The following is a 22,795-nucleotide window of genomic DNA, read 5'->3' as shown; positions in this document are numbered from 1 at the left end:
TCCCTATCGCAAGGAATAGCAACATTGTGTTTTTGACTACAAACATTCTAAATCCTTACTTTCTACACCTTCTACATTTTATTATTACAGAAGGCTTTATACCAACCTATTATAGTCCAATAAAAAATGGAATGCAAGCGTTTGCCTATGGATTATGAAATTAGAAATTTCACTCTTAAAATAATAGTTTTAATCAAAAATTCTGGTTTCATCGTTTCCTTATAATACAAAGAAAACCTGCCCAGAAGGGCAGGTTTGTTGGTAAGAAAAAGAATTTTTTTACCGAAAAAATTTACGATTCTACTGTTAATCCTTCATTATTTAATTAGAGTCATCAGTCTAAAATTAAAAAAATCTCTAAACCATCAATTACTCTTTAAAAAATCTTCAATCTGCGAAACTATTTCATGACTTTGATAATGATAGAGATCGTGTGGCGCATCCATATAGACGACTTGAACATTAGACTGGTCGCTTGCAAATCTCTCTGCATAACGTTGCCACTCAAATTGGCTAAAACCAGTGCCTTTTCCGTTAGACACCAGTAGTAAGGTGGGAATTTTCGGATTAATGTTTGAGGGAACTTTCTTGGCATTTTCCTTTACCGTTTGGGATTCATGAAGCATAGCTTGTGACATCAACTGCTTATAAGCTAGAAGTTTATATTGTTTTCGTTCACTCTCGGTCAGAGTTTGATTTTTTATATAAAAGGATTCAGGGAAATAACGTAATAACCCAATCTTACTGCTCCAATATGCCACAGTGAGCAAGGCCTGATTATCCTTTAAATTCTCATAACTTGACGGCAGTGCCCAATCCAGACCAATCAAGGCTTTCACTTCATCAGGATACTTCTCTTGCCAAGCCAAACTCTCTAGACTAGCCATGGAATGAGATAGAATGATAAACGGCCCTGTGATATTTGCTTGCGAAAGTGCTTGGCGAGTCTCAGACAAAACCTCCATCACATCTCTTGAATGATTGCTATCATCACTATAACCATATCCCACCCGCTCCACGATAACTACCTTATACCGTTTCGATAAGGATTCCGATACTTCTTTAAAATCCAATATAGGAGAAGCAATACCAGCACCTGAGAGAACTACTATAGTCTCAGGACCATCCCCCTCAACATAAACATTTATTTGATGTCCATTGACGAGAACTTGTTGCCCAATAGGTGTCAGTGAGGCTTCTTCCTTTTCCAAACAGATACGGTGAAAGATGAATGTAGCGAGTAAAAACAAAAGAAGCAAACTAATGAAGCCAAAACACCATTTTTTCAGTATTTTCATAGCATTATTGTACAAAAAATAGAACCTTTTAGCAACTTAAGATTGGTTCTTCTACAGTATATTGGCTATATATTCACAAACCAAAAAACCCACCCAATGGGCAGGTTTCATCTGTATTGTTCAGCTAGATTATGCTTTACCTTCTGAACCGAATACGTCGATACGTTCTTCAACTGATGCTTGGATAGCTTTTACACCGTCAGCCAAGAATTTACGTGGGTCGAAGAGTTTCTTCTTGTCGTATTCAGCTTCGTTTGCTTCGTAGTCACGAGCAAATTTACGAGTTGCGTTAGCGAATGCGATTTGGCATTCAGTGTTAACGTTAACCTTCGCAACACCAAGTTTGATAGCTGCTTGGATTTGCTCATCAGGAATACCTGATCCACCGTGCAATACGATTGGGAAGCCTGGAAGAGCTTCAGTCAATTTCTTCAAGTGGTCAAGGTCAAGACCTTCCCAGTTTGCTGGGTATGGACCGTGGATGTTACCGATACCAGCTGCCAAGAAGTCAATACCAGTTGCAACCATTGCTTTAGCGTCTTCGATTGGAGCCAATTCACCTTTACCGATGATACCGTCTTCTTCACCACCAATAGTACCAACTTCAGCTTCTACTGAGATACCTTTAGCGTGTGCTTTTTCAACAACGTCTTTAGCCAATTTAAGGTTTTCTTCAACTGGAAGGTGTGAACCGTCAAACATGATTGAAGTGTAACCAACTTCGATACACTCAAGTGCATCTTCGTAGTGACCGTGGTCAAGGTGGATAGCTACTGGTACAGTAATACCCATTGACTCAACAAGGTTAGCGATCAAGTTGCGAGCAACTTTGTAACCACCCATGTATTTAGCAGCACCCATTGAAGTTTGGATCAAAACTGGAGCTTTTTTAGCTTCTGCTGCACGCAAGATAGCTTGAGTCCACTCAAGGTTGTTTGTGTTAAATCCACCAACTGCATAACCGTTGTCACGAGCTGCTTGGACAAATTTTTCTGCTGAAACGATTGCCATTTGTCAGGCCTCCTATATATTTTTTGGGACATCCCATTTACATTGTTCATTTTATCACTTTTTGACAAAAAAAGCTAGTTTTTCCCATACTTTAGATTGAATTTCTTCCAACTCAATCAATGTAAACCCTTTCTTTCCCTTAGTCTTGATCGACTTTAGGATAAGACATGAAGAAGGTCAAACGATCATCTTGCATCTCAAAATGATAAGGTAATTTCTCGTGTTCTAATAAACTTTTGACCACAAAGAGCCCCATTCCTGAACCCTTGGCCTTGCGACTAGCATTGCCAGAAAAAGACTGAGCCAATTTTTCTTGTTCTTCAGGACTACAGCTATTCTCGATAAAGAGTTCTCCTTCTCTATCGCCAATGCGGACCAGGCCACCTGAAGTGGAGTGCTTGATAGCATTGCTGATGAGATTCGATAGAATCAACTTCATGACAGATGGGTTTATGTAAGCCTGCTGATGGGACAAGCTAATGTCTATCTGAACTTTTCTTTCCTTGGCTAGTAAAGTATAATCCTTAACCAGAGTTTGCGTCATTTGGAGTAGGTCGATGTTTTCCTTCTCCTCTCGCAATTCCTGGACCGAAGAAAGAGAAAGTATCTGAAGAACGTGGTGACTGAGGTCATCCACAATCCCCAAGGCAACTCCCAGATAGTGGTCTCTATCTTTATAACGACCGATATTTTCTTTCATATTTTCGATTAGGATTTTGAGACTAGCCAGAGGTGTTTTCAATTCATGAGAGGCCCCTCGTAGGAATTCAACCTTCATTTTTTCTAACTGGAGAATGGCTTCATTCTTGTCATGCAAGTCCGCAATGACAGTCAAAAGATGCTGGTAAAGGCTATTGATTTGTTCCTTAAGATCACCGATCTCATCCTTAGAGTCCACGCGCAACCGCACTTGAGCATCCAGGTCCATCATCCGACGGGTCACCCGCTTGATTTCCAAGATCGGCGCAACAATGGTCCGAGCATAGATGTAGGCCACCAAGAGGGAAATCAGAAAGGATGCCAGTAAGGTATAGGGGAGAAACTGGAGACTAATCTGCTCCGCTTCCTTTTGCAGGTCCATCGAAGCTAGAAATTGAAGTGTCATAGTGCTACCATCTTGGGTTGTCACCTCACGCTCCTCGATAAAGAGAGAGGTGGTCTGGCGATTCGTGTCCAGAGGAAGATTGTCCTTGACCTCCAACTTGTCCTCGGTCATCTCTCCCTTAACAGCCCCCTTGATATCACTAGTCTGGGAATACAAGTCCAACACTTGCTCGATACTCTGCCTATCTTTCCCTTCTAGGGACTGGGCAATGGCTGTCGCTTTCTGGCCAATGGTTTCCTGACGATGACTTAGATAAGTTGATGGAAAGAGAAAATAAATGGCTAAATGAAGACAAATAACCAGAACACTAAAAATCGAGAAGGTATAGATAAATATTTTAGTAAATAGACCTGTTCGTTTCATTTTCGCTCCAATTTATAACCAACATTACGCACAGTGAGGATACAATCCAAGTCTAGCTTTTTCCGCAGTTCCTTGATGTAAACATCAATAACACGGTCAAAAGGCACCTCATCTGTCACCTTCCAGACAGCATCGATTATCTGAGATCGAGTCAAGGCCCGTCCTTCATTTTTCACCAGATAGTCCAAAATTTCTAACTCTTTAGCATTGATAGCCACTTCCTCGCCTGCTAGGCTTGCACTGTAGCTCTCAAAGTCCACCTTGGTATTCTTATAGGAGAAGATTCGTCCCGTATCGTAGTAGCGCTTGAAAATCGCATCTACTCTCACTTTTAAAAGGGAGAGTGAGAAGGGCTTTTCCAGATAGCCATCTGCCAGAGAAGCAAAGGCACTCATCTTGTATTCTTCATCCTGAAAGGCAGTCAACATCAAGACAGGAACCTGACTGGTTTTACGAATCTCAGCTAGGACTTCTAAACCATTGAGCTTGGGCATCTGGATATCCAGTAAAACTAGTGCTACTTCATAGCTGGAAAATTGTTCTAGAGCTTCCTCACCGTCCGCAGCCTGAATGGTCTCATAACCACAATCTGTCAAATAGTCACTGATCCCCTCACGGATCATCTCTTCATCTTCTACAATTAAAATTTTCATAGAAAAAACGTTTCACATTCCTTTAAATTTCTTGTAAATCTTCTCTGTTTCATCCTGATAGGTAGAGTCCTTATCAAGATGAAATAGATAAAAATGCTACCTATATTATACCCCATTTAGGGGAGAATAGGTAGCAAGTTTTTTATTCACTATCGAGCAAGAGCTCTTTTGGTTGTTTTCTAAGGAGATTGCTTGAGGCAAGCGCCATAACGAGAACCACTAGAACCAGAGCAAGGACAAAGACGATGATGAAGTCTGATGTCTGAATGGAAATGTCTAGGCTCGACAAGGTCTTGCTAAAGCCATCTACTTCTGCACCACCACCAAGATTAGAGGCTTGAGCAGCCTTGCTGGCTTGCTTGGCAACACCTGAAGTGACATTGGCAAGAACAGTATTTCCGATGGCACGGGCTGTGTAGTTGGCTAGGAAGTAAGCCGAAACAAGAGCAGGAATGGCAATCAAAATCGATTCGGTGATGAATTGCCCCAAGATACTTGCCTGCTTGAGACCGATAGAGAGGAGAATTCCCACTTCCTTGCGACGAGCATTGATCCAAAGACTGAGCAAGAGTGCAAGGAGAAGAACTGAGAAGCTCAAGCTACCCCAGAAGAGGAGGTTGGCCATCTTGTACATACCAGAGATGGATTGCTCTAGAGCTGGGTAGTTAGAGGAGCTCTTCACAAGTGTGTAGCTCTTCCAGTTAATACCACTGATACCATTCAACTCTTTCATGACGTCATCCAAGTTCTTGTCTGCTGTTACAAAGAAGGTTGCGTCCCCATAAATAGCTGTGTCTTCTGTGTATCCATAAAGTTTTGCAGCAGTGTGAATGTCTGTGATAGCTGTGTTTTCGTAGAGTTCTTGTGAGTAGGTTACTGCTGACTTATTGTGACCATCAAAGAGTCCCTTAATTGTCACTTCGACTGTTTCCTTGGCACCTTTTTCATTGTCTGCATCGTAGACATTGGAATCCAGTTTAACCTTGTCCCCTACTTTCCAGCCGTGTTTGGCTGCCAAGTCCTTGTGCAAGAGGATTTTGTCCTTGTCGTCGTTGGTTAGGTGCTCACCTTCAACCAGCTTATATGAGCCAGAGACAAACTTATCTTCTTTTGAGGAGTCATTGACACCTGTAATCATCAAACTACTTCCAAACCGTTTGGCACGGTCTGCGGTGAGATTTTTCTTGGTTTCTGGCGTTTCGATAAGGTCATATCCAGTCAAATCTCCGATAGCATTGATACGTTTAACATAAGACTCGATGGCCTTGTTTTCGGTGATTTTTTTGATGTCCTCACCCTTGATATTCCCAGAACCTCGAGGCGTTCCTTGATTGACGCGTCGATTGATTTGCATGGAGAAGCTATTGGTGATATTTTTAAAGGTCTCCTGAGAAGCCTTGGCTGTAGCTCCCTTGATCGACAAACCGACCAAACTCAAGCTCGCCATGAGGAGAATAATCAGGAAGATAACAATCGATTTGAAAAACTTCCTTGTAACATAGGCAAATGCGTTGTGTAACATAGGTTCCCTTTCTAGATTTGATTTCATAATTCTATCAAAACAAGCTCATATTATTTAGTAGTATTGCGAGTTTCAGTCAGTTTCTTGTCCTTCAACTCAAGTGTAATATCTGACGCTTGCGCCACTTCTTTACTGTGCGTAACGACGATGACACATTTACCTGTTTTCTCGGCAAGTGATTTGAGCAGTTCGATAATATCTCCAGCAGTTTTAGGGTCCAGATTTCCTGTTGGCTCATCAGCTAGAATAACTGGAGCTTCTGATACCAAACTGCGAGCAATAGCAACACGTTGCTGTTGACCACCTGATAACTGGAGAACGTTCCGCTTGATCTGACTTTCATCCAAACCAAGTTCAAGAAGAGTATCCTTGCTGGCTTTTTTGTTGACCAAGCGGATATTTTCCAGTGGAGAAAGATAATCTATCAAGTTATAATTTTGAAAGACTAGAGAAATATGGTGCATGCGATGGTAAGAATATCCCTTATTCCGAATGTCCTCTCCTTGGAAAAGGATAGAACCTTCAACAGGACTATCTAGACCAGCAAGCAGGGACAAGAGAGTGGATTTTCCTGCTCCTGACTCACCAATGATACTATAAAACTTTCCGGGTTCAAAATTATACTTGATCTGATATAAAACTGCCTCAGCAGTGTTCTTATAACGGTAGGTAACATCTTGCAATTGTAATAAAGTCATGATTTCTCCTTCTTAACTAATAGATGATAAAATTTCCTTAGGTGATTTTCTAAATAAGAATAGGAAACAAAGAGCTACGGACAAGCAACCAATCAAGAGCAGAAAGACATAGGATTCTGTAAAGGATAGGAGACTGGTTGATAGACTGCTTGCTTTAGCTAGTGTGTCTTGTAAGGTTGCCTGATCTCCACTTGCTAGTACAGTTTGTAGCAGATAGGATGTAATGGCTTTCCCAGCAATAAAGGATGGAAGCAAAGCTCCAAGAGATACCAACACCACCTCTAAACAGAACTGTAGGAAGATTGAGCTCTTGCCTTTTCCAAGTGCCAGTAAAATCCCTACTTCGTAGACCCTTTCTCTCAACCAGAGAGACAAGACCAAAATTAAGGCTCCAGCTCCAGCTATCAACATTCCATAAAGAAAGATAGTTAGGAAGGTTTGGAAGGTTGCCACTGAGTCTTTGATCTGTTCAAAGGCCTTGTTTTCCTTTTCGACTTGATAGCCTTGATTTTCCAAGGCCAAGTTTTCCACCTGCTTCATGAGTCCGTCCATTTCCTTAGGATTTTCTATATAGAAGCGCGCTGCACTAACTTGAGGTTCACTATTTCCCAAAAGGGTTTGGCTACTTTCATAGTCTGTAAAGACTTGGTTTTCACTGAAGTCAGAAGACAAGCCTGTAAATTTCTCTTGTTTTTTACCAGAAAAGATGCCAACAATTTCAAACTCAACTGTTTGTCCTTTTCCAGATTCTGACTGTCCAGCATCCAAGCGAATCTTGTCATGAAGCGAAAGACCGTTCTTCTTAGCCAACTCTTCGTGGATGAGGATTTTCTTGGAGTCCCCTTTTTGAAGGTGTCGCCCTTCTTTTAGATTGAAAGCCGAACTGGTAAAGGTGACATCCTTGGATGAATCCTCGAGAGCCGTTAAGCTAACCAAGTTCTTGTCTGCAGCTGACAAATCATCACGTTCAACGCTCTGCTCACCACTCACTGCTTCCTTGTCTTTCAGTTTTGCGACCGTTTCGAGTTCAGGAGAGACATTTTCCAGTCCCTTAATCTTGCTCACGGATGCTAGGTCCGACAACTTGAAGGTCTGTCCATTTTCTATCTTTTTGATAGAAAATGAAGTATTGAGTGATTTGTAAAGATTGCTTTCTACTGTTTTGTTGGACTTCATCAGAGTCAAACAGGCTGAAATTCCTGCTAAAAGAACAAATAAAATCAGAAATAAAATAAAACTTCTCAGTCGTTTTCTGCTGACATAAGCCCAAGCTCTTTGGATTGGATTCATTTGTCACCTCCATATTTGTAAGATTATTATAAAATCCAAATATGAAATGTTTATGAAATCGAAAAAACTTTTTGATTTATTTTTTATAAAAAATAAAAAAGCTAGCGTCCGCTAACTTTTCTTCTTATCTAAACAAATAATTTACTAATCAAAAATCTACTTCATTCTATATATGATGGGCATCATCTTTCAGCTAAGTATTTTTCAATTTCTTCGACTTTTAATTTCCTGACTTGTGTTTGAGGAAATTCTTGATAAGGCTAGATAGAAAAGCTTGGTTGCAAGTTGTCGCATCTTTTATCTGGATTCTTCTTGAGGTAGTCTGCTAAAGCTTCCCTGTTGGCAAAAATCTTATATGAAATCCTTCCTTTATTTGACTTGATTTGGTAAATGCCACAGCTTGTCTTCATACTATAATCTGCCGCCCGTAAATAATAGCTAGCAATTTCTAGCGATTTGAACGGAAAATTCCAACGCTGTAAACCGTTTTTCGTATGCTCTATACAGATACAACGACCACAATGGCTACAAATATATTGCCTATGCTCTCTTAAACACTCCAGAGGGTTCAGTAAGGGGGTCACACGATTTTTCTCACTATAACATTCGACACACATGATTTGACATTCCTTTCTCTCACCCTTAGTATAGCAAGCTTTCTCATAAAAAGACAGTTCTTGATACCAATCTCTTCCGATAGTCGAACTGCAGCTCTAGCCCTCCTTGAAAAAACAAAAAGAGCTAGCCAAAGCTAACTCTTACCCTATGCGGAGAGAGGGACTTGAACCCTCACGACCTAAAGCGGTCACAGGATCCTTAGTCCTGCGCGTCTGCCAATTCCGCCATCCCCGCGTCGATTACTTTACTAGTATATCAACTTTCAAAATCTTTGTCAACACTTTTTTCAGATTTTTTTCATTTTTCCAAGGGAATCATTCTTTAATTTCAGACAGATTTTCATCTAGCAATTTAGCTCCCAGAGTGTTCTTAAAATGTCCTAGAGCAAACTGATGATTTTCTGGCCAGATAGAGGCAACCGCAGGTTTGACAACTTCAATGTCATAACCTAAATTGTAGGCATCAATAGCCGTATGAAGGACACAAATATCGGTCAGAACCCCTGTCAAGATAACTGTAGTAACCCGACGTTCTCGCAGGCGAATATCGAGATCCGTTCCTGAAAATGCTGAATAGTGACGTTTGTCCATCCAAAAGACGCGACTATCGTCCTTATTTTCCGCATAGAAATCAGCTAGGGGGCCATAGAGGTTACGGCCACTAGTCCCAATGATGTTGTGCGGTGGAAAGAGTTTACTTTCCGGGTGGAAGGTATCCTTCTCCTCATGAGCATCAATAGTGAAGAAGACATAGTCTCCTCGATCAAAAGCCAGTCTAGTTACTTGATTGATTGCCTCTGATATAGCTTGAGCTGGCACTCCAGCAGTTAGCTTTCCATGGTCTGCTACGAAATCCTCTGTATAGTCAATCGAGATTAAAGCCTTTGCCATTAGTAGTCCCTCTTTTTCACTTCCTCAAAAATATCACCAATTAGAACTTTGAGATAAGTCCCCTTCATTCCTAATGAGCGACTCTCAATAATTCCCGCAGACTCCAATTTACGAAGCGCATTGACAATCACTGAACGTGTAATGCCAATACGGTCTGCAATAACAGACGCAGTCAGCTGTCCTTCATTTCCATCCAGCTCAGCTAAAATAGCTGAAACGGCACGAAGTTCTGAATAGGAAAGGGTATTGACCGCCATGGTAACAGCCGTACGACGGCGAATATTTTTCTCATCTTCTTCACGTTGGAAGTTCAAGAGTTGAATCCCTACCACCGTGCTCGCAATCTCAACAAGAATCAAATCCTCATCTTCAAATTTCTTATCATTGCGCCAAATAATCAAGGAACCTAGGCGAATCCCTGATACATGAATCGGAGCAATGGTTGTCAAGCCATCTGGAAAATCAGAGCGACTTTCGACTGGGAAGATACTCAAATCATGATCTACAGTAAGATTAGCTTCTGTATCGTAAATCATGTTTGCCCCTTGCACATAGTCCTCTGGGAAAATCTTAGTTTGGAAAAACTGCTCTACTCGATCTGTATTTGTCTTGTAACGCATGAAATAGCCCAAGAGACGTCCCTTACTATTCACAATACAAGCGTTACAATCAATGATATCTGCCAACTGGCGTGTAATCGCATTGTAGGGAAGTTCATCTTGAAGTTGTTCCTCTGAGCGTTTCAAGATGGAAGTAATTTTTCTTGTTTTTTCTAATAAATGTGCCATTTTTTACCTCGCATTTAATCGCTATCATTATAACATAAAGAGCCTGAATTTTCAATTATTATCTGAAAATTGCTTATTTAATTGCAATTTTGAACAGCAAAAATATTTTAGAAAAAAAGCAATTTTTTATTGACATCCTATTTTGTTTTTGATATTATAACATTATAAGAAGATGACATGATAAATCCCTTTCCGTTTCACCTATCCTTTACTATCAACCATCTTCTTTTACCCTTGGTCTCCTTATATATAAAAGCGATTCACCCAGTGAATCGCTTTTTCCTATTTGTCTCCCTTGTTACGAATAACAAAGCCTGTTTTCTTTTCGCTTGAAGTGTTGCGAGGTTTTTTATTGTCTTTATTACGGTAACGTCTGTCTTTATCAAAGCGGTCGTTTCCACGACTACCTTTCTTGAACTCATCGCGACGACCATTGCCACGGCGATCACGGTCTCGACGGTCGTCTCCACGATGACCTCCTCGACCTCCCTTAGATTTGCCACCGAAGCCATTACCTGATGGTTTAAATGGCAATGGTTTTTCACGTGCAATCTCCACTTCTGGAAGGCTATCAGGATCTTGGACAGTCAGACTCAAGATATACATAGCCAATTCTTCAGGACTAAATTCAGCCGCTAATTTACGAGCGTCTTTAGCAAATTTCTCAAAGTTGGAACGAATTTCTTCATTTGCGAAATCACGTTCGATTTTCTTGAGCGCCACTTGCTTTTTAGCTTGGAAGGCTTCCTCTGCACTTGCAGGTTTAAGGCCTTTCATGCGCTTCTTGGTCAAGTTTTCGATGATTTGGAGATAGCCCATTTCATTTGGAGCTACGAAGGTAATGGATTGACCTGACTTACCAGCACGACCTGTACGACCGATACGGTGAACATAACTTTCAGGATCTTGTGGAATATCGTAGTTGTAGACATGAGTCACTCCTGAAATGTCCAAACCACGGGCTGCCACGTCAGTCGCTACCAGAACATCTAGATTGCCATTTTTAAAATCCCGAAGGACACGAAGACGTTTGTTTTGGTCCAAATCACCATGAATCCCTTCTGCACGAAAGCCACGGATTTTAAGACCACGAGTCAATTCATCTACACGGCGTTTGGTACGACCAAATACGATAGCAAGCTCTGGTTGTTCCACATCCATGAGACGCGTCATAGTATCAAATTTTTCTTGTTCCTTGACACGGATATAATACTGGTCCACCAGCTCTGTTGTCAATTCCTTTGCAGCAATCTTCACATGCTCAGGTTCTTTCATAAACTGAACACCGATACGTTTGATGGCTTCAGGCATGGTTGCTGAAAAGAGCAAGGTTTGACGACTTTCAGGGACACGCGAGATAATAGCTTCGATGTCTTCAAGGAAGCCCATATTGAGCATTTCATCCGCTTCATCAAGGATGAGGGTTTCAATATCATGCAATTTCAAAGCCTTGCGTTTAATCAAGTCCAAAAGACGGCCTGGTGTTCCTACCACGATATGGGCACCAGATTTAAGGGCCTTGATTTGTTTCTCGATGCTTGAACCACCATAAACTGAGCGAACTTTCACTCCCTTGCTACGGCCAAATCGGAAGAGTTCCTCTTGGCTTTGAACAGCGAGTTCACGAGTTGGAGCGATGACCAAGGCTTGGATAGTTGCTTCTTCTGTACGGATTTTTTCAAGGGTTGGCAAGCCAAAGGCTGCGGTTTTCCCTGTACCAGTCTGAGCTTGACCGATAACGTCTTTTCCTTCGAGAGCCAAGGGAATGGTCTGTTCTTGGATGGGACTTGCTTCTACAAATCCAGCTTTTTCAATCTCTGCTAGCAAATCAGCAGACAAGTTAAATTCATTAAATTTCACGTTTTTCTTCTTTCTAAAGATGGTGCGAAGCCATCCTATAGCGCTTAGTATATACTTTTCTTTTCATGACGTATCTTCTTCAAACGAGATACCGTGTTGCTTCTTTTCCACGAAAGAAAAGTATGAGTTTCTTTGCAACCTATCTAGTATAACACAAGAGCGGGGCAAAAGATAGTAGAATCCTTAAGGAAAATCATGTAAGCGGTTTTTGGATTTCCTTTTTGATTGAACGCCCTAGATAATAAGACAAAGCCAAGGCTATACTATATAAAATGAGAAAAACGAACAAGGTTTGTGTGTAAGAATGAGCTATTTTATAAGTCTCTGCTAATAAAATAGGCCCTGCTAAACCAGCCATTGCCCAAGCTGTTAAAATATATCCATGCAGAGCTGCCAATTCCTTGGTTCCAAAAATATCACTGAGATAAGCCGGAATCAATGAAAAACCAGCTCCATAGCAAGTCATCAAAATAGACATAGCGACTACAAATAAAACGGAATCCGTAAAGAGCCAAAGTGAGAGAGAAAAGAAAAGATTGACAAGCAGTAATATACTAAAGGTTAGAGGGCGACCGATATAGTCAGATAAACTCGCCCAGAGCAAACGACCAAACCCATTGAAAATCCCTAAAACGCCCACCATTACTGCTGCATGACTTGTAGACAAGCCAGCCATCTCCTGTGCCATTGGCGATGCCGCTGAAATTAAGCCTAAACCACAAGCTATGTTGATAAAGAAAATAATCCAAAGTATATAAAACCGATTACTTTTCAGGGCCTGATTCGCAGCCATTCCTTGCGTCAAAGAGGCTGTTTTTTCTTTCCCTGAAACAGATAAAATTGCAAGCTCTTGCTCATTTGGACGCTTAATGAATTGTGAAGCTAGGAGCATGATAATAAAGTAACTTGCACCTAAAATATAAAAAGTTTCTACAAGCCCTACCCCTGCGATGAGATGTTGCGCTATGGGACTAGTCAATAAAGAAGCAAAACCAAACCCCATAATCGCTAAACCTGTTGCGAGACCACGTTTATCAGGAAACCATTTTATAATCGTTGACACAGGGGTAATATAGCCTGCTCCCAAACCAAGCCCACCTAAAATGCCATAAGCGAGATACAACAACCACAGCTCCTGCCGATCTATTGCAAATCCTGTTAAGATATTTCCACCTGCGTATAGAAAAGCAGATAGACTCCCCATGACTCTCGGACCAAATTTTTCTACCAAACGCCCCATAAATGCAGCCGATAATCCCAAACAAAAGATTGCTAGACTGAAGGCAAAGGCAACAGAAGCCTGATCCCATCCCGTTTTTTCAATAATAGGGTTGCGATAAACACTCCAAGCATAAGTCGAACCCAGCATTAAGTGTAAAATGACCCCAGCAAAGGCAATAATATAACGATTCGATTTCATAACCCCCCCTATTTTCGAACATTTATTCTATTTTATATAAAAATAGATAGGATTTTAGTTTATCAAGCTTGTCAAAAAATTACTAGTTTTTTGTCTGGAAAGCGTTTTTATCTTTTTCTGTCTTTTTCGTAGCAGAATTGTGCAAAAGTTTTTTTCTTGTGCTAGAATGAAATTCGAATAGGAGGACTATAAATGTTAACATATGATTTAATCGTTATTGGATTTGGTAAAGCTGGGAAAACACTGGCTGGTAAACTAGCTTCAGCTGGCAAAAAAGTTGCCCTGGTTGAACGTAGCAAAGCTATGTACGGTGGAACTTGTATCAACATCGGTTGTATCCCAACTAAGACCTTATTAGTTGCTGCTGAGAAAGACTTGTCTTTTGAAGAAGTCATTGCTACCAAAAATACCATCACTAGTCGCCTTAACGGTAAAAACTATGCTACTGTTGCGGGTACAGGGGCGGAGATCTTTGATGCGGAAGCTCACTTCCTTTCAAACAAAGTCATCGAAATCCAGGCTGGTGATGAAAAACAAGAGCTGACTGCTGAAACTATCGTTATCAACACTGGTGCTGTTTCAAACGTTTTGCCAATCCCTGGACTTGCTACAAGTAAAAACGTCTTTGACTCAACAGGTATCCAAAACTTGGACAAATTGCCTGAGAAACTTGGAGTTCTTGGTGGTGGAAACATCGGTCTTGAATTTGCAGGACTCTACAACAAACTTGGTAGCAAAGTCACAGTCCTAGATGCCTTGGATACTTTCCTACCTCGTGCAGAACCTTCCATTGCAGCTCTTGCTAAACAATACATGGAAGAAGACGGCATTGAATTGCTTCAGAACATCCGTACTACTGAAATCAAAAACGACGGTGACCAAGTTCTCGTCGTAACTGAAAATGAAACTTACCGTTTCGACGCCCTTCTCTACGCAACTGGACGTAAGCCAAACGTAGAACCACTTCAACTTGAAAATACAGATATTGAACTAACTGAGCGTGGTGCTATCAAGGTAGACAAACATTGTCAAACAAACGTTCCTGGTGTCTTTGCAGTTGGAGACGTCAACGGTGGACCTCAATTTACCTACATCTCACTTGATGACTTCCGTGTTGTCTATAGTTACCTTGCTGGAGATGGCAGCTACACACTTGAAGACCGTCTTAATGTGCCAAACACCATGTTCATCACACCAGCACTTTCACAAGTTGGTTTGACAGAAAGCCAAGCAGCTGATTTGAAACTTCCATACGCTGTCAAGGAAATCCCTGTTGCTGCGATGCCTCGTGGTCATGTAAATGGCGACCTTCGAGGTGCTTTTAAAGCTGTTGTCAACACTGAAACAAAAGAAATTCTCGGTGCAACTATCTTCTCAGAAGGTTCTCAAGAAATCATTAACATCATCACTGTTGCAATGGACAACAAGATTCCTTATACTTACTTCACAAAACAAATCTTCACTCACCCAACCTTGGCTGAGAACTTGAATGACTTGTTTGCGATTTAAGTTGAGACTACATCGTATCTAACAGCCCTCATCGGGCTGTTTTTGTTTATGCGAAATCTCAAATCTGTCTTTTCTTTCTTTTATGATATAATAGAAACATGAAATTAAAAACTACTTTGGGCCTTCTTGCTGGGCGTTCTTCTCACTTTATTTTGAGTCGTCTTGGACGTGGAAGTACACTCCCTGGAAAACTTGCCCTTCAATTTGATAAAGATATTTTACAAAATCTAGCTAAGAACTACGAGATTGTCGTGGTCACTGGAACCAATGGGAAAACCCTGACAACTGCCCTCACTGTCGGCATTTTAAAAGAAGTCTATGGTCAGGTTCTGACCAATCCAAGCGGTGCCAATATGATCACAGGGATTACGACAACCTTCTTGACGGCCAATTCCTCTAAAACTGGGAAAAACATTGCCGTTCTAGAAATTGACGAGGCCAGTCTATCTCGTATCTGTGACTACATCCATCCTAGCCTTTTTGTCATTACTAATATTTTCCGTGACCAGATGGACCGCTATGGTGAGATTTACACAACTTATAACATGATTTTGGATGCCATTCGTAAGGTGCCTACGGCTACTGTTCTCCTCAATGGTGACAGTCCACTTTTCTACAAGCCAGCTATTCCAAATCCAGTTCAGTATTTTGGTTTTGACTTGGAAAAAGGACCAGCCCAACTAGCTCACTACAATACCGAAGGAATCCTCTGTCCTGACTGCCAAGGTATCCTCAAATACGAACACAATACCTATGCCAACTTGGGTGCCTATATCTGCGAAAATTGTAGCTGCAAACGACCTGACTTGGACTACCGTCTGACAGAATTGGTTGAGTTAACCAACAATCGCTCTCGTTTTGTCATTGACGGACAAGAATACGGAATCCAAATCGGTGGACTTTACAACATCTACAATGCCCTTGCTGCGGTTGCCATTGCTCGCTTCCTCGGTGCAGATTCACAGCGGATCAAACAAGGATTTGACAAGAGTCGTGCAGTCTTTGGTCGTCAGGAAACCTTCCATATCGGCGACAAGGAATGTACTCTCGTCTTGATTAAGAATCCAGTCGGTGCAACTCAGGCTATCGAGATGATTAAACTAGCTCCTTATCCATTTAGCCTATCTGTCCTTCTCAACGCCAACTATGCAGATGGAATAGATACCAGCTGGATCTGGGATGCGGACTTTGAACAAATCACTGACATGGACATTCCTGAAATCAACGCTGGTGGTGTTCGTCATTCTGAAATCGCGCGTCGTCTACGGGTGACAGGATACCCAGCTGATAAAATCACTGAAACAAGCAATCTGGAGCAAGTTCTCAAAACCATTGAGAACCAAGACTGCAAACATGCCTATATCCTGGCTACCTATACTGCTATGCTGGAATTCCGCGAACTGCTGGCTAGTCGTCAGATTGTTAGAAAGGAGATGAACTAATGGTTTATACTTCACTTTCCTCAAAAGCTGGCAACTACCCTTATCGGCTCAACATTGCCCACCTCTATGGAAACCTCATGAATACCTATGGAGACAATGGAAACATCCTTATGCTCAAGTATGTGGCTGAAAAACTGGGAGCTCATGTGACGGTTGACATCGTTTCTCTCCATGATGACTTTGATGAAAACCACTATGATATCGCCTTTTTCGGTGGCGGTCAAGACTTTGAACAAAGCATCATCGCTGGCGATCTTCCTGCTAAAAAAGAGAGCATTGACAACTACATCCAAAACGATGGTGTTGTTCTAGCCATCTGCGGTGGTTTCCAACTATTGGGTCAATATTATGTTGAAGCTTCAGGCAAGCGCATCGAAGGTCTAGGGGTCATGGGCCACTATACCCTCAACCAGACCAATAACCGCTTTATCGGTGACATCAAGATTCACAATGAAGATTTCAATGAAACCTACTATGGATTTGAAAATCACCAGGGCCGTACCTTCCTCTCAGATAACCAAAAACCGCTGGGTCAGGTTGTCTATGGAAATGGAAATAACGAAGAAAAGATCGGCGAAGGGGTTCATTATAAGAATGTCTTTGGTTCCTACTTCCACGGACCTATCCTCTCTCGTAATGCCAAACTAGCTTATCGCCTGGTCACTACTGCTCTTAAGAAGAAATACGGTCAGGATATCCAACTCCCTGCCTATGAGGACATCCTCAGTCAAGAAATCGCTGAAGAATACAGCGACGTCAAAAGCAAGGCTGACTTTTCTTAAACCAAGGAAAACCATATCAAAGAACTCCGCTATCTTGTCGGGGTTCTTTTTGCCTGTTCTTTTACCCTTCTCCCTTGCATTTTCTCTCTTTTTTTGCCAAAATAGAGGGGTAGAAAGAAGGTAGCATATGTCTAAATTACAACAAATCCTAACATATCTTGAATCAGAAAAACTAGACGTCGCTGTCGTATCTGACCCCGTCACTATTAATTACCTCACTGGCTTTTACAGTGATCCCCATGAACGCCAAATGTTCCTCTTTGTTCTAGCAGATCAGGAACCTCTACTCTTTGTCCCAGCCCTTGAGGTTGAGCGTGCAAGCAGCACTGTCTCTTTCCCAGTTGTGGGCTATGTGGACTCTGAAAACCCTTGGAAGAAAATCCAAAATGCCTTGCCACAGTTAGACTTCAGACGTGTGGCAGTCGAGTTTGACAATCTCATCTTAACCAAATACCATGGTTTGAAAACAGTTTTTGAAACTGCTGAGTTTGAAAACCTCACTCCTCGCATCCAACGCATGCGCCTCATCAAATCAGCTGACGAGGTCCAAAAAATGATGGTTGCAGGGCTCTATGCTGATAAAGCTGTAAAAGTTGGTTTTGACAATATTTCTCTTGATAAGACTGAGACAGATATCATTGCCCAAATCGACTTTGCTATGAAGCGTGAAGGTTATGAAATGAGCTTTGATACCATGGTCTTGACTGGTGATAACGCTGCAAATCCTCACGGAATCCCTGGAGCGAACAAGGTCGAAAATAACGCTCTTCTCCTCTTTGACTTAGGTGTCATGGTTAATGGCTACGCCTCAGACATGACTCGTACAGTAGCTGTCGGCAAACCAGACCAATTCAAGCAGGATATTTATAACTTGACTCTAGAAGCCCAACAAGCTGCCCTTGACTTCATCAAGCCAGGTGTGACTGCTCATGAAGTAGACCGCGCCGCACGTGAAGTCATCGAAAAAGCCGGTTATGGCGAGTACTTCAACCACCGTCTCGGTCACGGTATCGGTATGGATGTCCACGAATTCCCTTCTATCATGGAAGGAAACGACATGGTCATCGAAGAAGGCATGTGCTTCTCAGTTGAACCAGGTATCTATATCCCGGGTAAAGTCGGTGTTCGTATTGAAGACTGTGGTGTTGTCACCAAGGATGGATTTGACCTCTTTACCAGCACCAGCAAGGACTTGCTTTATTTTGATTAAACATAGAGACAAGCAAAAAGTCAGCTCAAATAGCTGACTTTTTTATTTCCTAAATTGTCAAATTAAGCTAGACTTTTCAAGTAACTCAGAAAAACTTGGTAAGGTGATTGATAATTCAATGATTTTCTAGGAATTCTATTTCTTTTATCAGCTATAGCTGATAAATAATTTTGAGAAATATTAGTAAAATCCATTTGTTTCGGTAATCCATTTCGTCTTAATAAGCCATTAGAATGTTCATTGAGATCTCGTTGACCAGGACATCCTAGATTCGCAAAGAAAATATCAATGTCATGTACATTCGAAATAGATTTCCAATTAGAAAATTCTTTCCCACAATCAAACGTTATCGATTTAAAGAGATGACTGGGAACTTGAGACAACCATTGATTGATTGATGGAGGCCTCAATATCACTTGCTTTCCGTCCATTGGTTTTCAATGTGATGATGGCTTTTGAGAGGCGTTCTACTAAGGTAATGACTGCACTTTTGTGTTTTTCTCCCACAATTGTATCCCCTTCTAGATGACCGAATTCCGTCTTAAAATTAGGTTAACTGTCTACTCTCTCACGAAAATCACTGCGCAACGCTTGTTTTCCTCGTTTTTCGCTATGACCATTTGATTTTCTTTTGCCTTTCCAGGGGAGGTTCTCTTTCTTGAAAATACCACGGTCTGCTAGTTGAAAGAGAGTTCTCATAGAACAAGAAATCCTATCTGGATAAACTCCCTTAATGACATCAAGGCTCCAGCTTAGATCTAAATGAGTTTGAATATAGTCTTTTTCTGCTTGCGTAAGACTTGTTTTATTCCTGGCACAGCGTTTCTTATTGACTTTATATCGCTTATAGTAATCATAAGCAGAGTGCTCCTCTTTCAGATAGTTGAGCACATTGTAGGTTGTCTGTTTTGATCTTCCAAGAGCTTTTGCAATATCTGTAACTTTTAGACTTTCTTTGTAGTAAGCCTCTATCATTACAAGTTCGTTTGTAGTAAGATGTGTATAGTTCCTTTCAGACAAATGTGGTAGTTTATCTGAGCCTTACATAGATGACTTTTTCTGACTAGCTTAATTTTACAAATTGGGTTTTATCTTCTTAACACTCTGAAAGACTACAAACCCCACAACCATTCCCAAGGTATTTTGCAGGAAGTTTGGAAGGATTTCTGGTAAGGCTGCTGACCAGCCATTCATCAGGGTAGAACCTAGGGCATAGCCACTTACCATGACGACAGTAGCCAAGACAAGGCCTAGCCATTGCCACTTCCCTTTAAAACCTGCAAAAAATCCTTGCAAGCCATGGTTCACTAAACTAAAGAACATCCACTGTGGATAGCCTGATAAAAGGTCAATTAGGAATCCTGCTAGTCCTCCAACGACAGCTCCTTCTTTACTGCCAAAGTAAAAGGCAGTAAAGAAAATACCTGCATCCAAGAGAGTCAATATTCCTGTTGGCGTTCCAATTTTCAAGTAATAACCTAGAACCACAGAAAGGGCGGTTAGAAGGGATACAAGGGCGATTTTAGTTGTTTTTGTTTGCTTCATATTGTCTTACTCCATATTGATCTGCTTGTGCAATGGCACGGTAAACGAAAGCTTTAGAGCTCTCCACTGCTGTTAAAAGTTCATCACCTTTAACCAAGTGACTGGCAATGCTTGAGGCAAAGGTACAACCTGCACCAGCATTTTGCCCTTGGATAACGGGATTTTCTAGGACAGTAAAAGTTTGTCCATCATAAAAGACATCCACAGCCTTATCTTGTCTGAGACGATTGCCTCCCTTGATAATAACTGCTGGCGCTCCTAAATCATGCAATTTCTGCGCTGCAGCTTTCATATCTTCCAAGGTTTTGATCTCCTGATCTGCTAGCAATTCTGCTTCTGGGAGATTAGGAGTAATCACACTCACATAAGGGAAAAAGCGAATCAACTCTTGACAGAGTTGGCTGACCGCTACATCATGCGTTTCCTTGCAGACCAAGACTGGGTCCAATACCACTGGCACTCCAGGACGTTGCTTAATGAAATCCAAGGCCTTCTCAGCCACACTGACAGTAGGGAGAAGACCAATCTTAATCCCCGCAAAGTCCACGTCACGCAAGCTATCCAACTCATGTTGGAAAATAGTATCATCCGTAGGAAAGACTTCAAACCCCTTTTCTGTCAAGGCTGTCAAACAAGTCACTGCTACGAAACCATGCAAGCCGTTCAAAGTATAGGTAGCCAAATCAGCTGACAGGCCACCACCACTAAAAATATCATTCCCAGAAAGTGCTAAAATACGATTATTCTTCATATCGAATCTCCTTCAAATACAAGCCATTTGGTGCTGCTGTTGGACCTGCAAGCTGTCTGTCCTTCTTCTCCAAGATGAGGTCAATCTGCTCTACTAGCATTCGATTATTTCCGATTTTGAGAAGAGTCCCCACCATATTGCGAATCTGCTTATACAAGAAGCCATTTCCTGAAAAGGTAAAGGTCAAAAACTGCCCTGTCTCATCGACTGTTAAACTTGCTTCTGTGATGGTGCGAACCTTGTTCTCTACACTGGTTCCAGATGCTGTAAAACCGGTGAAATCATGGGTACCCTCTAGCTTTTTGATTGCTATCTGCATCCGCTCCACATCGAGCGGATAGGGAAAGTGAGTAGCGTAGTGACGACGCATGGGATTTTTGGGGCGCCCTCTATCCACGATAAACTCATAGATCTTGCTATGTTTTGCATAACGGCAATGAAAATCATCGGCCACAATCTCAATCAAAATCACATCGATATCTTCAGGAGACTGGGTATCTAGAGCAAAACGGAGTTTTTCCTCATCCATCTGATAAGGGAGATCAAAATGAATGACCTGACCAAGAGCATGGACCCCACTATCCGTCCTACCAGCACCATGAACAGTGATGGCTTGCCCCTTATTGAGTCTCGTTAAGGTTTTTTCGATTTCCTCTTGAACGCTCCGCGCATGAGGCTGGCGCTGAAAACCAGCAAAGGCATAACCGTCATAGGAAATGATTGCTTTATATCTTGTCATAACTTCTATTTTATCAGGAAATAAAAGTGTAAACAAGTTTAAAAACCAATAATTGTCTGGGTACAAAATTCCCGAAAAGAAAAACTTAGGAAATCAATCCTAAGCTCTCTTTTGAAGTGCGTACATCACAAAGATAGAAGTGACAATCAACCAGCATCCTAGAATGGTGAAGACCAACATACCGTTTTGAGTCACAAAGCCAATCGCCCCAAGAATGAAAGGTGTCGTAAAGGCTCCAAAGCTGCATCCTAGCACTGCAAAAGATGTTGCCTGATTAAGGAGCTTGGCTGGGATTCTTTCAGAAAGAAGCTGAAAGACAGTGGTCAAGGCTACGCTGTAGGCAAAACCTGCCACAACACTTCCAACTACCATCACACCCAATGACGGAGACAAGGCAATCACAATCTGACCCAATCCAAAGGTGATACCTGACCAAAGAAGCAACCTTTCTTTAAACAGAGAGATAAAGAAAGAAAAACTCACACCTGCCAAGATACCAATCAACTGCATGATACTTAAAACCAAACTCGATAACTGGGCATCCCCTAGACCTCTTTCTACCATCAGACTAGGAATACGAATGGTGATAGCTGTGTTGGTACAGACAACGACTGCTGCTTCAACAGCCAAAAGGAAAATCAAGCCTTTCATCTGTCCTGTCAGACGAACGCTTTCAACCTCTTTTTTCTTAGTCTCTTTCTTTTCTTTGCCATAAGGGACAAATAGCAGATAAAGGATCAACACTAAAAATCCAGCACTATAAGCTAAAAAGGTCGCTGTCCATCCAAAGGAAAGGAGTTGACCTACCATTAGAGTTAAAATCGAAGCACCAACCACCTCTGCTGATCCCCTTAGACCTAGCATCTGGATCCGTGTCTTTCCGTGATAGCGTTCACTGATAATGGAAATGGCCTTGGCATTGATCATCCCCACACCCAAGCCAAATAAAATCCGCATAGCAAAGACAAAGTTATAATCCTGATACCAGAAGGGAGCTGTTCCACCGATAGAGAGGATGACAAGGCCCAGACTAATCTGAAGACGTTCAGGCAACAAACGTTCCAAAACCCCATTTAAGACTAGCATAATCATAATCCCAAAAGAAGGGAGGCTAACGAGAAGCTCGATTTGTTCTTTGGGGTAGCCTTGATAGTAGTCAAACATGGCTGGCAGAGCGCTTGAAATGGAAAAGGAGGTAATCAAAACGAGGGAGAGGGCCAAAATACTAGCCCGTTCTAAATATTGTTTCATGAATTTTCTTTCTGTATATTTCTCACTGTTGATCCTTTTAAAAGGAAGAT

Annotated in this window: 19 protein-coding genes, 1 tRNA gene and 1 pseudogene; 4 read left to right on the top strand and 17 right to left on the bottom strand. The window is 41.6% G+C overall.

Annotated elements, in window-relative coordinates:
- Positions 1-365: 365 nt before the first annotated feature.
- From HMPREF8571_RS05280 to HMPREF8571_RS05220, 12 genes are all read right to left on the bottom strand, one after another.
- The gene (locus tag HMPREF8571_RS05280) at positions 366-1,298 is read right to left on the bottom strand and encodes an alpha/beta hydrolase (RefSeq protein ID WP_000698052.1); all 933 of its coding nucleotides are present in this window, start codon (positions 1,296-1,298) and stop codon (positions 366-368) included.
- Between the two features lie 129 nt (positions 1,299-1,427).
- Positions 1,428-2,309 carry a class II fructose-bisphosphate aldolase gene (locus HMPREF8571_RS05275; RefSeq protein ID WP_001018996.1) on the bottom strand — a complete coding sequence of 294 codons (882 nt, stop codon included), beginning with the start codon at positions 2,307-2,309 and terminating at the stop codon, positions 1,428-1,430.
- A 139-nt stretch (positions 2,310-2,448) separates the two neighbouring features.
- Positions 2,449-3,777, bottom strand: coding sequence for a sensor histidine kinase VncS (gene vncS / locus HMPREF8571_RS05270; protein ID WP_000831365.1), 1,329 nt, complete (start codon positions 3,775-3,777; stop codon positions 2,449-2,451).
- Entirely contained in the window at positions 3,774-4,430 is a 657-nt protein-coding gene (gene vncR, locus HMPREF8571_RS05265; RefSeq protein WP_000697949.1) for a response regulator transcription factor VncR, read from the bottom strand. Before vncR ends, vncS begins: the two co-directional genes overlap by 4 nt.
- Positions 4,431-4,572: 142 nt before the next feature.
- A complete protein-coding gene (gene vex3, locus HMPREF8571_RS05260) occupies positions 4,573-5,952 on the bottom strand; it encodes an ABC transporter permease subunit Vex3 (protein ID WP_000903000.1) in 1,380 nt (459 codons plus the stop codon).
- Between the two features lie 50 nt (positions 5,953-6,002).
- On the bottom strand, positions 6,003-6,650 hold the full coding sequence (gene vex2 / locus HMPREF8571_RS05255) for an ABC transporter ATP-binding subunit Vex2 (protein ID WP_000173735.1): 648 nt from the start codon (positions 6,648-6,650) through the stop codon (positions 6,003-6,005).
- A gap of 12 nt (positions 6,651-6,662) precedes the next feature.
- Complete coding sequence (locus tag HMPREF8571_RS05250) at positions 6,663-7,940, bottom strand: ABC transporter permease (protein ID WP_001068255.1); 1,278 nt, start codon at positions 7,938-7,940, stop codon at positions 6,663-6,665.
- Between the two features lie 766 nt (positions 7,941-8,706).
- Positions 8,707-8,792 (bottom strand) — tRNA-Leu (locus HMPREF8571_RS05240).
- A gap of 80 nt (positions 8,793-8,872) precedes the next feature.
- Positions 8,873-9,448 carry a cysteine hydrolase family protein gene (locus HMPREF8571_RS05235; protein ID WP_001029655.1) on the bottom strand — a complete coding sequence of 192 codons (576 nt, stop codon included), beginning with the start codon at positions 9,446-9,448 and terminating at the stop codon, positions 8,873-8,875.
- The gene (codY, locus tag HMPREF8571_RS05230; protein ID WP_000940728.1) at positions 9,448-10,236 is read right to left on the bottom strand and encodes a GTP-sensing pleiotropic transcriptional regulator CodY; all 789 of its coding nucleotides are present in this window, start codon (positions 10,234-10,236) and stop codon (positions 9,448-9,450) included. Before codY ends, HMPREF8571_RS05235 begins: the two co-directional genes overlap by 1 nt.
- A 282-nt stretch (positions 10,237-10,518) precedes the next feature.
- A complete protein-coding gene (locus HMPREF8571_RS05225) occupies positions 10,519-12,096 on the bottom strand; it encodes a DEAD/DEAH box helicase (RefSeq protein ID WP_000671068.1) in 1,578 nt (525 codons plus the stop codon).
- A gap of 193 nt (positions 12,097-12,289) precedes the next feature.
- The gene (locus tag HMPREF8571_RS05220) at positions 12,290-13,516 is read right to left on the bottom strand and encodes an OFA family MFS transporter (protein ID WP_000841589.1); all 1,227 of its coding nucleotides are present in this window, start codon (positions 13,514-13,516) and stop codon (positions 12,290-12,292) included.
- Between the two features lie 192 nt (positions 13,517-13,708).
- Here HMPREF8571_RS05220 and HMPREF8571_RS05215 point away from each other — a divergent pair, with 192 nt between their 5' ends.
- From HMPREF8571_RS05215 to HMPREF8571_RS05200, 4 genes are all read left to right on the top strand, one after another.
- Positions 13,709-15,025, top strand: coding sequence for an FAD-containing oxidoreductase (locus HMPREF8571_RS05215; protein WP_000958949.1), 1,317 nt, complete (start codon positions 13,709-13,711; stop codon positions 15,023-15,025).
- A 98-nt stretch (positions 15,026-15,123) separates the two neighbouring features.
- The gene (murT, locus tag HMPREF8571_RS05210) at positions 15,124-16,467 is read left to right on the top strand and encodes a lipid II isoglutaminyl synthase subunit MurT (protein WP_000770020.1); all 1,344 of its coding nucleotides are present in this window, start codon (positions 15,124-15,126) and stop codon (positions 16,465-16,467) included.
- Complete coding sequence (gene gatD / locus HMPREF8571_RS05205; protein WP_000263182.1) at positions 16,467-17,249, top strand: lipid II isoglutaminyl synthase subunit GatD; 783 nt, start codon at positions 16,467-16,469, stop codon at positions 17,247-17,249. Before murT ends, gatD begins: the two co-directional genes overlap by 1 nt.
- 127 nt (positions 17,250-17,376) lie before the next feature.
- Complete coding sequence (locus HMPREF8571_RS05200) at positions 17,377-18,459, top strand: M24 family metallopeptidase (protein WP_000040900.1); 1,083 nt, start codon at positions 17,377-17,379, stop codon at positions 18,457-18,459.
- A 62-nt stretch (positions 18,460-18,521) separates the two neighbouring features.
- On the opposite strand, the pseudogene HMPREF8571_RS05195 reads toward HMPREF8571_RS05200, so the two are convergent.
- From HMPREF8571_RS05195 to HMPREF8571_RS05175, 5 genes and pseudogenes are all read right to left on the bottom strand, one after another.
- Positions 18,522-19,434 (bottom strand): annotated as a pseudogene (locus HMPREF8571_RS05195) (IS30 family transposase).
- 99 nt (positions 19,435-19,533) lie between these two features.
- Entirely contained in the window at positions 19,534-20,004 is a 471-nt protein-coding gene (locus HMPREF8571_RS05190; protein WP_000814998.1) for an ECF transporter S component, read from the bottom strand.
- Positions 19,982-20,755 carry a bifunctional hydroxymethylpyrimidine kinase/phosphomethylpyrimidine kinase gene (locus HMPREF8571_RS05185; protein WP_000794757.1) on the bottom strand — a complete coding sequence of 258 codons (774 nt, stop codon included), beginning with the start codon at positions 20,753-20,755 and terminating at the stop codon, positions 19,982-19,984. Before HMPREF8571_RS05185 ends, HMPREF8571_RS05190 begins: the two co-directional genes overlap by 23 nt.
- Positions 20,745-21,494, bottom strand: a complete 750-nt coding sequence (gene truA, locus HMPREF8571_RS05180; RefSeq protein WP_000199152.1) for a tRNA pseudouridine(38-40) synthase TruA — start codon at positions 21,492-21,494, stop codon at positions 20,745-20,747. Before truA ends, HMPREF8571_RS05185 begins: the two co-directional genes overlap by 11 nt.
- A 99-nt stretch (positions 21,495-21,593) precedes the next feature.
- Positions 21,594-22,745, bottom strand: coding sequence for an MFS transporter (locus HMPREF8571_RS05175; RefSeq protein WP_000816267.1), 1,152 nt, complete (start codon positions 22,743-22,745; stop codon positions 21,594-21,596).
- Positions 22,746-22,795: the final 50 nt, after the last annotated feature.

The organism is Streptococcus mitis ATCC 6249, assembly GCF_000146585.1.
GTDB lineage: Bacteria > Bacillota > Bacilli > Lactobacillales > Streptococcaceae > Streptococcus > Streptococcus mitis_AZ.
This window is presented reverse-complemented; position numbering and strand designations above follow the sequence as displayed.

Excerpts from the sequence above, each read along its gene's own strand:
- codY (WP_000940728.1), bottom strand. The coding sequence starts at position 10,236 with ATGGCACATTTATTAGAAAAAACAAGAAAAATTACTTCCATCTTGAAA.
- HMPREF8571_RS05280 (WP_000698052.1), bottom strand. The coding sequence starts at position 1,298 with ATGAAAATACTGAAAAAATGGTGTTTTGGCTTCATTAGTTTGCTTCTT.
- vncR (WP_000697949.1), bottom strand. The coding sequence starts at position 4,430 with ATGAAAATTTTAATTGTAGAAGATGAAGAGATGATCCGTGAGGGGATC.
- HMPREF8571_RS05220 (WP_000841589.1), bottom strand. The coding sequence starts at position 13,516 with ATGAAATCGAATCGTTATATTATTGCCTTTGCTGGGGTCATTTTACAC.
- vex3 (WP_000903000.1), bottom strand. The coding sequence starts at position 5,952 with ATGTTACACAACGCATTTGCCTATGTTACAAGGAAGTTTTTCAAATCG.
- HMPREF8571_RS05190 (WP_000814998.1), bottom strand. The coding sequence starts at position 20,004 with ATGAAGCAAACAAAAACAACTAAAATCGCCCTTGTATCCCTTCTAACC.
- vncS (WP_000831365.1), bottom strand. The coding sequence starts at position 3,777 with ATGAAACGAACAGGTCTATTTACTAAAATATTTATCTATACCTTCTCG.
- murT (WP_000770020.1), top strand. The coding sequence starts at position 15,124 with ATGAAATTAAAAACTACTTTGGGCCTTCTTGCTGGGCGTTCTTCTCAC.
- truA (WP_000199152.1), bottom strand. The coding sequence starts at position 21,494 with ATGACAAGATATAAAGCAATCATTTCCTATGACGGTTATGCCTTTGCT.
- gatD (WP_000263182.1), top strand. The coding sequence starts at position 16,467 with ATGGTTTATACTTCACTTTCCTCAAAAGCTGGCAACTACCCTTATCGG.
- HMPREF8571_RS05275 (WP_001018996.1), bottom strand. The coding sequence starts at position 2,309 with ATGGCAATCGTTTCAGCAGAAAAATTTGTCCAAGCAGCTCGTGACAAC.
- HMPREF8571_RS05250 (WP_001068255.1), bottom strand. The coding sequence starts at position 7,940 with ATGAATCCAATCCAAAGAGCTTGGGCTTATGTCAGCAGAAAACGACTG.
- HMPREF8571_RS05200 (WP_000040900.1), top strand. The coding sequence starts at position 17,377 with ATGTCTAAATTACAACAAATCCTAACATATCTTGAATCAGAAAAACTA.
- vex2 (WP_000173735.1), bottom strand. The coding sequence starts at position 6,650 with ATGACTTTATTACAATTGCAAGATGTTACCTACCGTTATAAGAACACT.
- HMPREF8571_RS05235 (WP_001029655.1), bottom strand. The coding sequence starts at position 9,448 with ATGGCAAAGGCTTTAATCTCGATTGACTATACAGAGGATTTCGTAGCA.
- HMPREF8571_RS05215 (WP_000958949.1), top strand. The coding sequence starts at position 13,709 with ATGTTAACATATGATTTAATCGTTATTGGATTTGGTAAAGCTGGGAAA.
- HMPREF8571_RS05175 (WP_000816267.1), bottom strand. The coding sequence starts at position 22,745 with ATGAAACAATATTTAGAACGGGCTAGTATTTTGGCCCTCTCCCTCGTT.
- HMPREF8571_RS05185 (WP_000794757.1), bottom strand. The coding sequence starts at position 20,755 with ATGAAGAATAATCGTATTTTAGCACTTTCTGGGAATGATATTTTTAGT.